The 12,375-nt window shown below is 67.1% G+C and carries 12 protein-coding genes and 1 tRNA gene; 12 read left to right on the forward strand and 1 reads right to left on the reverse strand.

Annotated features, from left to right (window positions below; all coding sequences use genetic code 11):
* Positions 1–76: 76 nt before the first annotated feature.
* The 12 genes from GD627_RS12820 to GD627_RS12875 all read left to right on the forward strand — a co-directional run bounded on the left by GD627_RS12820 (position 77) and on the right by GD627_RS12875 (position 11,633).
* Positions 77–493 carry a cytidine deaminase gene (locus GD627_RS12820; RefSeq protein ID WP_146363714.1) on the forward strand — a complete coding sequence of 139 codons (417 nt, stop codon included), beginning with the start codon at positions 77–79 and terminating at the stop codon, positions 491–493.
* A complete protein-coding gene (locus GD627_RS12825) occupies positions 494–1,783 on the forward strand; it encodes a thymidine phosphorylase (RefSeq protein ID WP_152272825.1) in 1,290 nt (429 codons plus the stop codon).
* A 161-nt stretch (positions 1,784–1,944) separates the two neighbouring features.
* Entirely contained in the window at positions 1,945–2,613 is a 669-nt protein-coding gene (locus GD627_RS12830) for a DedA family protein (RefSeq protein ID WP_152273090.1), read from the forward strand.
* Between the two features lie 19 nt (positions 2,614–2,632).
* Positions 2,633–3,772 (forward strand): adenosine deaminase, encoded by a 1,140-nt coding sequence (locus GD627_RS12835; protein ID WP_152272826.1) that lies wholly within the window; start codon positions 2,633–2,635, stop codon positions 3,770–3,772.
* Positions 3,765–4,448 carry a MazG nucleotide pyrophosphohydrolase domain-containing protein gene (locus tag GD627_RS12840; protein WP_246165491.1) on the forward strand — a complete coding sequence of 228 codons (684 nt, stop codon included), beginning with the start codon at positions 3,765–3,767 and terminating at the stop codon, positions 4,446–4,448. Before GD627_RS12835 ends, GD627_RS12840 begins: the two co-directional genes overlap by 8 nt.
* A 172-nt stretch (positions 4,449–4,620) precedes the next feature.
* Positions 4,621–5,904: a phosphopyruvate hydratase gene (gene eno, locus GD627_RS12845; protein WP_152272828.1), complete on the forward strand. Its 1,284-nt coding sequence runs from the start codon at positions 4,621–4,623 to the stop codon at positions 5,902–5,904.
* A gap of 285 nt (positions 5,905–6,189) precedes the next feature.
* The gene (locus tag GD627_RS16860; RefSeq protein WP_246165492.1) at positions 6,190–6,855 is read left to right on the forward strand and encodes an FtsB family cell division protein; all 666 of its coding nucleotides are present in this window, start codon (positions 6,190–6,192) and stop codon (positions 6,853–6,855) included.
* Positions 6,856–6,917: 62 nt separating this feature from the next.
* Positions 6,918–7,583, forward strand: coding sequence for a DUF501 domain-containing protein (locus tag GD627_RS12855; protein ID WP_146363702.1), 666 nt, complete (start codon positions 6,918–6,920; stop codon positions 7,581–7,583).
* Positions 7,580–8,557 (forward strand): Ppx/GppA phosphatase family protein, encoded by a 978-nt coding sequence (locus GD627_RS12860; protein ID WP_152272829.1) that lies wholly within the window; start codon positions 7,580–7,582, stop codon positions 8,555–8,557. Before GD627_RS12855 ends, GD627_RS12860 begins: the two co-directional genes overlap by 4 nt.
* Positions 8,554–9,987, forward strand: coding sequence for a S8 family serine peptidase (locus tag GD627_RS12865; RefSeq protein ID WP_425481919.1), 1,434 nt, complete (start codon positions 8,554–8,556; stop codon positions 9,985–9,987). The genes GD627_RS12860 and GD627_RS12865 overlap by 4 nt, the downstream gene beginning before the upstream one ends.
* Positions 9,988–10,057: 70 nt before the next feature.
* Positions 10,058–11,443, forward strand: coding sequence for an NAD(P)/FAD-dependent oxidoreductase (locus tag GD627_RS12870; protein ID WP_152272830.1), 1,386 nt, complete (start codon positions 10,058–10,060; stop codon positions 11,441–11,443).
* Positions 11,444–11,556: 113 nt separating this feature from the next.
* Positions 11,557–11,633: transfer RNA gene (locus GD627_RS12875), tRNA-Leu, on the forward strand.
* Positions 11,634–11,677: 44 nt separating this feature from the next.
* Here GD627_RS12875 and GD627_RS12880 read toward each other — a convergent pair.
* A complete protein-coding gene (locus GD627_RS12880; protein WP_152272831.1) occupies positions 11,678–12,235 on the reverse strand; it encodes a hypothetical protein in 558 nt (185 codons plus the stop codon).
* Between the last annotated feature and the right edge of the window lie 140 nt (positions 12,236–12,375).

Consider the following 12,375-nt stretch of genomic DNA (forward strand, 5'->3'; position numbering starts at 1 on the left):
TGCCGCCGGGAAACCGGCGGCAGGTCCCTCGTGGTTTCCGGTCCGTGCGGGCCGGACACCAAAATGAAAGGAAAACATGACAGAGACAACCACGCCCCCGGTGGACTGGGAGCTGCTCCTGGACACCGCCCGGGAAGCGCTGGCTCACGCCTACGTGCCCTACTCGAAGTATCCGGTCGGCGCCGCCGCGCTGACCGACGACGGCCGGATTGTGTCCGGCTGCAACATTGAAAACGCGTCCTACGGGCTGACCCTGTGTGCCGAATGCTCCATGATCAGCCAGCTGCGCATGACCGGCGGCGGCCGTCTCGCTGCCTTCGCCTGCGTGGACGGAACCGGCAGCGTCCTGATGCCGTGCGGCCGCTGCCGGCAGCTGCTGTACGAATTCCGGGCACCGGGAATGCAGTTGATGACCGTAAGCGGTATCCGGAGCATGGACCAGGTCCTGCCGGATGCCTTTGGACCGCAGCACCTTGAAGGGCAGGACAAGTAAATGAGCGCAGAAAAGTTCGACGCCGTAGACATCATCGGGATCAAGCGGGACCGCGGCACCCTGACCCCGGATCAGATTGACTGGACCATCGACGCCTACACCCGCGGCGCCATCGCGGATGAGCAGATGGCCGCACTGAACATGGCCATCCTGCTCAACGGAATGAGCCGGGAGGAGATTTCCCGCTGGACCCTCGCGATGATCAACTCGGGCGAGCGGATGGACTTCTCCGGACTGGGTAAACCCACCTCGGACAAGCACTCCACCGGCGGGGTGGGGGACAAGATCACCCTTCCGCTGGCCCCGCTGGTGGCCGTATTCGGCGTCGCCGTCCCGCAGCTTTCGGGCCGGGGGCTGGGCCACACCGGCGGCACGCTGGACAAGCTCGAAGCCATCCCGGGCTGGCAGGCGGCCCTGACCAATGACGCCCTGATGGCCCAGCTGCGCGACGTCGGCGCCGTGATCTGCGCCGCGGGTGCGGGCCTGGCCCCGGCGGACAAAAAGCTGTACTCGCTGCGCGACGTCACCGGCACGGTGGAAGCCATTCCGCTGATTGCGTCCTCGATCATGAGCAAGAAGATCGCTGAAGGCACCGGTTCGCTGGTGCTGGATGTCAAGGTGGGAAGCGGCGCCTTCATGAAGGACGAAGCCCGCGCCCGTGAACTGGCCGAGACGATGGTGGCCCTGGGCAAGGACGCCGGCGTAAACACGGTGGCACTGCTCACCGACATGTCCACTCCGCTGGGCCTGACCGCCGGCAACGCCATTGAGGTGCAGGAGTCCGTGGATGTGCTCGCCGGCGGCGGCCCGGAGGATGTTGTCGAGCTCACGCTGGCCCTGGCCCGCGAAATGCTCACGGCTGCGGGACAGCCCGACGCCGACCCGGAGGCTGCTCTGAAGGACGGCCGTGCAATGGACGTCTGGCGCCGGATGATCTCCGCCCAGGGCGGCGATCCCGATGCTGCGCTTCCGGTGGCACGGGAATCCGAAACCATCTACGCACCGGCTGACGGCGTGCTGGTGGAACTCGATGCCCTCTCCGTCGGTGTTGCAGCCTGGCGCCTCGGTGCCGGCCGCGCCCGCAAGGAAGACGCAGTCCAGGCCGGTGCCGGCGTCGTGATGCACGCCAAGCCGGGCGCCACGGTCCGGGCCGGAGAGCCGCTGATGACGCTGCTCACCGACACCCCCGAGAAGTTCGACCGTGCCCGCGAGGCGCTGGCGGACGCCGTCGTTGTGGCTCCCGAGGGATCGCGTCCGGCACGGAAGCTGATCATCGACCGGATCAGCTAGCGTTCCGTTCCGGCCCTGCGGGTCCCTGTGGGACCGGGCCGGCCATCGGTGCCCCCGCTGCACTTTGCTGCGGGGGCACCGCTGCGTCCATGGCATCCTTGTAAATGGACAGGTTTAGCTATTTCGAGGAGCGGCACCACTTGGACGTTCTGAGTGCCACGGTGGACGGCATCAACAACTTCATCCTCTCCACGGCGGGCTCGCCGTGGGTCTATCTGGGGCTCCTGGCCTGCTGCCTGATCGACGGTTTCTTCCCGCCCGTCCCCAGCGAGTCCCTGGTGGTGGCGCTGGCGTCGCTGGCGCTCAGCGGTGCCGGCGTCAATATCTGGCTGATCATCCCGGCCGCAGCCCTGGGCGCGTTCCTGGGGGACAACCTGGCCTACCTGCTGGGCCGCTGGATCGGTACCGACCGGTTCGGCTGGATGCGCACCCCGAAGATGCGCCGGTCCGTCGCCTGGGCACGCCACGAACTCGACAAACGGTCAATGTCGCTGATCCTCGTGGCCCGGTTCATCCCGGTCGGCCGGGTGGTAGTGAATGTCACCGCCGGCGCCACCGGTTTCCCGCGGCGGCGGTTTGTCGCCCTGACGGCTATCTCCGGGGCGGTCTGGGCCGCCTACAGCGTGGCCATCGGGGCGATAGCCGGCGCCTGGTTCAGTGAGCACCATCTGCTTGGCGTGGTGGTGGGGGTGGCCGGAGCCCTCATCCTGGGCCTGCTGATCGACCGCATCATCACCATGGTCCGCGGCACCTCACCCGGATCACAGCTCCCACCGGGCGACGCCGTGCCGAACGCCGGCGAGGACAAGCGTACGCAGAAGGCCGCCTGAAACACCGTAGAGTTGCCGTGTGACTGAGCCTACAAACCTCCCCGAATCCTCTTCCCTCGACGTGCGCAGCCTGCCGAAGGTATCGCTGCACGATCACCTTGACGGCGGCCTGCGTCCGGCCACCATCATTGAGCTGGCCGCCGCCGTCGGCCATACCCTGCCGAGCACGGACCCCGCCGCACTGGGGGAGTGGTTCCGCGACTCCGCTGACTCCGGTTCCCTGCCGCGCTACCTCGAAACCTTCGACCACACCCTCGCGGTCATGCAGACGCGCGACGGCCTGGTGCGGGTGGCCCGCGAATTCGTCGAAGACCTCGCCGCGGACGGCGTGGTCTACGCCGAAGTCCGCTGGGCGCCCGAGCAGCACCTGCAGGCAGGGCTGAGCCTGGACGAAGCCGTGGAAGCCGTTCAGGCCGGAATCGAAGAAGGCGTCGTGAACGCCGAGGCGGCAGGCCGCTTCATCCAGGTGGGCCAGCTCCTCACCGCCATGCGGCACGCGGACCGCTCCATGGAAATCGCCGAGCTCGCCGTCCGGCACCGCGATTCCGGTGCCGTTGGCTTCGACATCGCCGGCCCCGAAGACGGTTTCCTGCCTGCGCGATTCAAGGACGCCTTCACCTACCTCGCAGAACACCAGTTCCCGGTGACGGTGCACGCGGGCGAGGCCGCCGGCATCGAAAGCATCGTTGACGCCCTCGTGAACGGACGGGCGCTGCGGCTGGGCCACGGCGTACGGATCGCCGAAGACATCGACGTCGAATTCGAAGAGCCCGCCGCCGATGACGAGGCCGAAGTGGGCATCGTGAGCATGGGCCGGGTTGCCAACTGGGTCCGCGACCGCGGAATCCCGTTGGAGGTTTGCCCGTCCTCCAATCTGCAGACCGGCGCGGTGGCCTCCTTCGGCGAGGACATCGAGACACATCCGATCGATCTGCTGTACCAGACCGGTTTCGCCGTCACCGTCAACACGGACAACCGCCTGATGAGCTCCGTGACCCTCACCGGCGAATTCGAACTGCTGATGGAGACCTTCGACTATGACCTGGACGATGTCCTGGAGCTGACCATGAATGCCGTCAACGCGGCCTTCCTGCCCCTGGACGAGCGGGCAGCACTGTCCGCCTATGTCACCGAAGGATTCAACCGAGCCCGTGGCTGAACTTCCCCTTCCCGATGACCTTGGCGGGCGGTTCGCCCGCCTCGCCGAGGTCATCGGTGTCCTCCGCGAGCGGTGCCCGTGGACCCGGGCATTGACCCACGAGTCCCTGCTTGAGTATCTCGTGGAGGAAACCTACGAGCTGGTCGAAGCCGTGGAAGGCGGAACAACCGGTCCCGGCCGGGCGGAGGAACTGCGCGGCGAGCTGGGGGATGTGCTGCTGCAGGTGCTGCTTCACGCCCGCCTGCAGCAGGAAACCGGCAGTTTTTCCGTCGCGGACGTCATCGATTCCCTCACCGCGAAGATGATCCGCCGCAACCCGCACGTCTTCCTCCCGGACGGCAGCCTCCGCCAGGACGGCGAAGAGTCCGGCCTGGCTGCCATCGAAAAGGCCTGGGACCGGGCCAAGCGGGCGGAGACCCCCTCCCGGACCTCGGCTTTCGAAGGGATTCCCGCCGGACTGCCGGCCCTGCTCCTGGCCGCCAAGACGCTGTCCCGCGCCCGCCGGGCGGGCCGGCCGCTGCCCGATCCGGTGGCGGTCCCGGAGTTCTCCGACGAAGACGGGCTGGGGGATGCACTGTTTACCCTGGTCCGCCGTGCCTCGGACCAGGGGCTCGACGCGGAGGCGGCGCTTCGTGCTGCGGTCCGCCGCTACACATCCGGCGGCTCCGGGCACTAACCTGCAGACCGCGGGTCCACCAGCCCCAGATCACCCCGATCTTTGTGATTCAAGCCACCGGACCTTACTCGGAGCCGCGATTCTATTAGGCTAAGAAGCAGACACTGTGACCTGCTGCCCAAGCAGGCCTGCGGTTTTCTCCCCAATCGTTCCAATGAACAGGAGCAATTCAATGGCCATCATCGATGCCATCCATGCCCGCGAGATTCTCGATTCCCGCGGCAACCCCACCGTTGAGGTGGAGGTGCTGCTCGACGACGACACGTTCGGCCGCGCAGCTGTTCCCTCCGGTGCCTCCACGGGCGCCTTCGAGGCCAACGAACGCCGGGACGGCGAGAAGAACCGTTACCAGGGCAAGGGCGTACTGCAGGCCGTGGAAGCCGTGATCGAACAGATCCAGCCGGCCCTGCTCGGATTCGACGCAGCCGACCAGCGTGCCATCGACCAGGCCATGATTGACCTGGACGGCACCGAGAACAAGTCCGGCCTGGGCGCCAACGCCATCCTCGGCGTGTCCCTGGCCGTAGCCCGTGCTGCGGCAGAGTCCGCTGCGCTGCCGCTGTATCGCTACCTCGGCGGCCCCAACGCGCACATCCTGCCCGTGCCCCTGATGAACATCCTCAACGGCGGCTCCCACGCGGACTCCGACGTCGACATCCAGGAATTCATGATTGTTCCCCTGGGTGCACAGACCTACTCCGAGGGCCTGCGCTGGGGCGTTGAGGTTTACCACAACCTCAAGTCCGTGCTGAAGGAAAAGAACCTCTCCACCGGCCTGGGCGACGAAGGCGGCTTCGCACCGAACCTGCCCTCCAACCGTGCCGCACTGGACCTGATCATCGAAGCCATCGAGCGTGCCGGGTACGTGCCCGGCAATGACATCGCCCTGGCCCTGGACGTGGCAGCGTCCGAGTTCTTCAAGGACGGCTCGTACGTCTTCGAAGGGCAGAACCGGACCGCAGCCGAAATGTCCGCGTACTACGAGGAACTGGTCCGCGACTACCCGCTGGTCTCCATCGAGGACCCGCTGGACGAAGAGGACTGGGACGGCTGGAAGACACTCACCGCCTCCATCGGCGACAAGGTGCAGATTGTGGGAGACGACCTCTTCGTCACCAACCCCACCCGCCTGGAAACCGGCATCAAGAACAACGCCGCGAACTCCCTCCTGGTGAAGGTCAACCAGATCGGCACCCTGACCGAAACCCTGGACGCCATCACCATGGCCCAGCGCGCCGGCTACACCACCATCACGTCCCACCGTTCGGGCGAGACCGAAGACACCACGATCGCCGACATCTGCGTTGCCACCAACGCGGGGCAGATCAAGACCGGTGCTCCGGCCCGTTCCGAGCGCGTAGCCAAGTACAACCAGCTGCTGCGCATCGAAGAGGAACTGGACGACGCCGCACGCTACGCAGGACGCAGCGCCTTCCCGCGCTTCACCGGCGCCTAAATAACCGGTCCGCCGACGGCGCCTGCAGACCCGATTTCGGGACTGCAGGCGTTGCGGTACGGGATCCGGGACCACGGGTGGGTAACCTCATAGGAGGGGACCCGCCCGCAGTCGTTTCCCGACCTTTTCCAGCACCTTTTTTACTGCATCAGCACCGATAGAGACAGGACCCGCATGCCGACCCGACGCCCCAAGGTTCCCAGGCCAGCGGCCCCAGTGAACGCCGGCGGCACGGGCGCAGGAGGAGCAAAACCTGCTTCCAAAACTGCCTCGGCGAAGCCTGCCGTGACGAAGACGGCTGCCCCGAAAACCGCTGCAGCGGCGAAGCCTGCCGCGCCGAAAACAGCGGCGCCGAAAACTCCTGCTCCGAAGACGGCTGCCCCGGACATCTCGGCGCCTAAGCCAACGGCGCCCGCCGCCAAGCCGCGTTCACGGAAGCCGTCCGCGTCGGACGCCCGTGCAGCAGTGCGTTCCCAGCTCTCCGGCGGAATCCGGCGCAAAAACCATCCGGCACCGGACCAGGCCCCGGCCGAGGCGCCTGTGGCCGAAACCCAGGATGAGCTGCGTCCGGTACCCGCGAAGGCGTTCTCCGGGAGGCTGCTGGTACTGGCCATGGTGATGGTTGCCATCACCGTGCTGCTGGCCCCCTCGGTGCGGACGTACCTGCAGCAGCGCTCGGATATTGCGGTGGCCAAGGCGGAAATTGCCGAAGCCGAAGCGACACAGGCGGAGCTGGAAGTGCAGCTGGGCCGCTGGGAGGATCCGGCCTACATCAAGCAGCAGGCCCGGGACCGGATTTTCCTGGTCATGCCGGGGGAGAAGCGCTACCTCGTGAAGGGGGAAAACGGAGTGGAAGAAGCCGAGCAGCTTGCCGCCGAAGAGGAGCCCGAAGACCTGCCGTGGGTTGATTCCCTGTGGGACTCGGTCAAGAAATCCGCCACGGCACAGTAATCTGGAGGCTGATATAAGAAGCAGCCCGGGGCCCTCGCGGGCCCCACGGAAGGACCTCCTGCATGACCCAGGACCAGCTCACCCCCACCCAGGCAGACCTGGAGACCCTGAGCCGGCAGCTTGGCCGCCCGGTGCGCGACGTCGTCGAAATCGGCGCCCGCTGCGTCTGCGGCAACCCGCTGGTAGCCACCACGGCCCCCCGGCTGAGCAACGGCATCCCCTTCCCCACCACGTACTACCTGACCCACCCGGTCATCACGGCCGCCGTTTCGCGGCTCGAAGCCGCCGGAATGATGACGGACATGTCCCTGCGGCTGGAAGAGGACCCGGACCTGGCGCAGCGGTACCGCGATGCCCATGAGCACTACCTCCGGGTCCGCGACGAAATCGGGGAGCGCACCGGTACCGGCCCCGTCCCGGAGATTGCCGGTGTCTCCGCCGGAGGCATGCCCACCCGGGTGAAATGCCTGCACGTGCTGGTCGGCCACTCTCTGGCCGCAGGCCCCGGGGTCAATCCGCTGGGCGACGAAGCGCTGGCCGCCATTGAGCAATGGTGGACAACGGACCGCTGTTACTGCGAAGGTGCATGGGACACCGCAGCTCCCGCCCCGGCACGGGACCTGAGCCGCCACACCAAGACCCAGGGCCTCAGCCCGGAAGAACTCGAGAGCAAGAAGGCTGCCCGCCGGCAGGCATCTGATGCCGCAACCAGCGAAGGGGAACTGTGACAAGCCAGGAAGACAGCCGTGCCGAAAGCACGCGTGTCGCCGCCATCGACTGCGGCACCAACTCCATCCGGCTGCTTATTGCCGATATCACCCGGGACAGCGGGGGAGCGGCCCGGCTGACCGACGTCGTACGCCTGATGCGGGTGAACCGGCTGGGACAGGGAGTGGACGCCACCGGACGGCTGGCCCCCGACGCTTTGGAGCGGACCTTCGCCGCGGCGGACGAGTACGCCGCCCTGATCCGCGAACACGGAGCGTCGCGGATCCGCTTCGTGGCCACCTCCGCCAGCCGCGACGCGGAAAACCGCCAGGAGTTTGTGGACGGAATTCGTGACCGGCTCGGCGTTGAACCCGAAGTCATCAGCGGGGACGAGGAAGCGGCGCTGTCCTTTGCCGGCGCCGCCAGCGTCTTTGCCGGAGCAAACGGCGCCAAGACCCTCGTGGTGGACCTGGGCGGCGGCAGCACCGAGTTTGTCCTCGGGGACGCTTCCGGTGTCCTGGCGGCCAAGAGCACCAATATGGGCTGCGTGCGCTTCACCGAGCGCTACCTGCGCTCCGATCCGCCCACCGAGGCGGAAACCGCGGCGGCCCGGGCGGAGATTCTGGACATGATCGCCTCCGCGCTGGTTACCGTGCCGCTGGCTGACACAGACCGGCTGGTGGGGGTGGCCGGGACCATCACCACGGTCACCGCCGCTGCCCTGGACCTGGCCGAATACTCTCCGGAGGCGATCCACGGAACCGAGCTCGGCCGCGCGCAGATCGATGCCACGGCCGACACCCTGCTGCACCTGGACCGGTCAGCCCGGGCTGCCCTGCCGTACATGCATCCGGGCCGGGTGGACGTTATCGGCGCCGGTGCGCTGATCTGGCGGACCATCGTGGACCGCATTGACGAACTGACGGACGGCCGCGTGGCCACGGCATTCGCCAGCGAACACGACATCCTTGACGGCATTGCCCTGAGCGCGTGAGCTCCCGCGGGACCGACCCCGGCCGCCGCCGGGGAGGCGCTGCACGCCTGCGCGCCGCTGCCGCCGTGCTCTGCGCCGCCGTGGCGCTGCCCCTGCTGGCACCTGTGCCTGCGCAGGCCGACGAATGGCGGGACAAGCAGTACTGGCTTGCTGACTACGGAGTCACCGAGGCATGGAAAACCACCAAGGGTGCCGGGGTGCTGGTTGCCGTCATAGACACCGGGGTGGACGTCACCCATCCGGACCTGGCCGGTGCGGTTGCGGGTGGATTCGACGCCTCCGGAGCCGGCGACCCGCTGGGCGCCAGGGGGCTGGGAAGTACCCCCGGCCACGGCACACTGGTGGCGACGCTGTTGGCGGGCCGGGGGCACGAGAACCCCGTCGGACCCGCGGAAGGCGAAGACTCCGGCGACGGGAAACAAAAAGAGCGCAAGGATCCGGAGGCTTCGGAGCAGGACAAGCCGGCCGGCAACCCCGACGGCATCATGGGGGTTGCCCCGGAAGCGGAGATCCTCGCCGTGTCCACCTGGATCGGCGGGACCAATCCCGCCGGCGTCCCCATCGACTCGCAGATCCCCACCGCCGTCCGCTGGGCAGTGGATAACGGTGCCCGGGTCATCAACATGTCCCTGGGCAGCACCTCGACCGCCTGGCCGGAGAGCTGGGATGACGCCTTCCTCTACGCCGAGCAGAATGACGTGGTGGTTGTTGCTGCCGCCGGCAACCGCGGCGTCGGCATGGTCCAGGTGGGAGCACCCGCCACGATCCCCGGCGTCCTCACCGTTGCGGGCCTGAACCGGCAGGGGGAGGCCAGCTGGGATTCCTCCTCGGAAGGCATCAGCATCGGTGTTGCCGCTCCCTCCGAGAACCTGGTCGGCGGGCTGCCCGGGACCACGTCCCGCTACGCGGACTGGAAAGGCACATCAGGGGCAGCGCCGCTGGTGTCCGGCGTCGCGGCCCTGATCCGGGCGGCGTATCCCGAGATGAGTGCCGCGGACGTGGTGAACCGGATTGTGAGCACTGCGCGGGATGCAGGCGCCCCGGGCACGGACACCATCTACGGTTACGGAATCCTGGACGCCAATGCGGCAGTGAACGCGGATGTTCCATCCGTCACCAGCAACCCGCTGGGAACCATAGCCGAGTGGATCCGGGTACACCGGCGGGTAGCGGATACCTCACCCGGCGAAGCGGACATTCCCGCCCCCACGGTTCCGGACCTGCCGGAGCCCGAAGTCCCCGAGGCACAGGAACCCGTAGTCCGGGATGACAGCCTCTCCGCCGCCGTCGTCCTGGGATTCAGCGGCCTTCTGGTGATCGTGCTCGCAGCGGGAACCGTCCATGTAACCCGTCTGCGGCGCCGGGGTGCAGCGGCCGGCGGAGCCCGTGACGCCGATGCCGTGTCCCGCGACGAAGCCGCTGTCCGGTAGCCAAAGGTGCCTGCGCCGATCTTGTCAAATGCTTCGTGAAGACTTTCACAAACTCGGGTAGGATTGGGGTATGGCATCGAACAAGCAGTTTTCTGATCGTCCCCGCGTTCTGGTGGTCGGCGGTGGTTACGTCGGTCTGTACGTGGCCAAAGACCTCCAGAAGAAGGTAAAGGAGCAGGGTGGAATTGTTACGGTAGTGGACCCGCTGCCGTACATGACCTACCAGCCTTTCCTCCCCGAGGTCGCCGCAGGCACCATTGAAGCCCGCGACGCCGTTGTATCCCACCGCATGCACCTGAAGAACACCGAGCTGATCACCGGCAAGGTGACTTCCATCAACCACGCCGCCCGCACGGCAACCATCGAGCCGGGCGACGGCAGTGAACCGTTTGAGCTGCCGTATCAGGACGTGGTCCTCGCGGCAGGCTCGATCACCCGCACCTTCCCGATTCCGGGCCTCGCCGAGGCCGGCATCGGCATGAAGAGCATCGAAGAGGCCGTGGGTACCCGTAACCACGTGCTCGAGCGCATTGAAACGGCATCCCTGATGCCCGCAGGCCCGGAGCGCGAGCGTGCACTGACGTTCGTCGTCGTCGGCGGCGGCTTTGCCGGCATCGAGACCCTGACCGAGCTTGAGGACATGGCCCGCGACGCGGTCCGCCTCAATGACCGGCTGCGGCAGGAAGATCTCCGCTTTGTCATGATCGAGGCCATGGGCCGGGTCATGCCCGAGGTCAAGCCGGACCAGGCCGAGTGGGTTGTCTCCAGCATGCGTGCGCGCGGCATCGAGGTGCTGCTGAACACGTCGCTGGCCTCCGCAGAAGGCGGCCTGCTGAAGCTGATCAACATGGCGGATAAGTCCCCGGCCGGAGAGTTCGGCGCAGACACGCTGATCTGGACCGCCGGCGTGCAGGCCAACCCCATGGTCCGCGCCACCGACTTCCCGATCGACGAGCGCGGCCGTGTCCGCGCCAACGCCGAACTGCGGATCACCGGTGAGGACGGCCCCATCGACGGCGCCTGGGCTGCCGGCGACGTTTCCGCTGTTCCGGATCTGTCCGGCGGCGGCGTGGGCGGGTTCTGCGTCCCGAACGCACAGCACGCCGTGCGCCAGGCCAAGCTCCTGGCAAAGAACATCATGGCCGCCCGTTACGGCGTCGGCGAGGTCGAAGAGTACAACCACAAGAGCCTCGGTGCCGTTGCCGGGCTGGGCCAGTACAAGGGCGTCGCCAACATCATGGGCTTCGGCATGAAGGGCTTCCCGGCCTGGCTGGCCCACCGTGGCTACCACGGCCTGGCCATGCCGATGTTCGAGCGTAAGTTCCGCGTGGTTTCCGGCTGGCTGCTCAACGTGGCCTACGGCCGCGACCTGACGGACATCCGCAACCTGAAGCACCCGCGCCGGAGCTTCGAGGAAGCAGCAACACCTGCCAAGAAGACTGCCGTGAAGGCCTAGCCAATAGGTCAACGGCGGTAGACAACGACGGCGGTCCTCCACAGGGAGGGCCGCCGTCGTTGTGTTTTCCCCGGTCCCGGCGTTTCCAGTAGGCTTGGGAAGGCGGTCACAGCGCCCCAGTAGCCCAATTGGCAGAGGCAACGGACTTAAAATCCGCGTGTTGTCGGTTCGAGTCCGACCTGGGGTACCAAAACAAAGGCAGCGGGTGTGCCGTGCCCGTCCGGCATCCCCAACCTAGCGGCGCGCTGCCCGGTTCCGATGGCGCCGCAGAAGCCCGCCGGCCAGCACCCCCAGGATGACAATGGCGGCAGCCGCCGGAAGCACCGCGTCCAGGCCCGCGCGTTCCTCTTCGGGAGCAGGCTCGGCGGACGGCGAGGGGCTGGATGTCCGGCCGGGAGAGGGTGTACCCGAGGGGGAGGCTTCGACGGGGCTTCCCTGGGCAGCGCCGGTGGCCGTGTCCGGTGACGGCACGGGATCCGCCGCTGCGGTAGTTGTCTGCGCCGGTGCCGGCGTTGTTGCCGCCGGCGTCCCGGGAACCGGCGCCGGAACGGGGACGCCGGGAACCGCCTCGGAGTAGTGGCCGGTGGAAGGATCGTAGGTGCTTTCCCCCGGGTTGAAGGACGGCGCGGGAACGGAGGGGTTGTATGTCCCCTCGGCGCAGATCTCCACCCCCTCCACGACGGTGGGACGGGTGCCGGGTGCGCACTCCAGCGCCAGGGCCGGAGCAGCGGGACCCGTGAGCAGCAGGGCGGAGACCCCCAGGGCGGCAGTGGACAGACGCAAAACGTACATATATTTCCCCCAGGAGAATGGTTCTACGGCCATCGTATAGTCCCGGCCCGCAGTTTCCTGCAAGGGCGGAAATATGTAAAAGGAACGAGTGTTACAAGGCTGTAACCGGAGCCTCTTATATTCGGAACAATGTTCCATTA

Origin of the sequence: Arthrobacter yangruifuii, from assembly GCF_009192775.1 — a bacterium.
Lineage (GTDB): Bacteria > Actinomycetota > Actinomycetes > Actinomycetales > Micrococcaceae > Arthrobacter_B > Arthrobacter_B yangruifuii.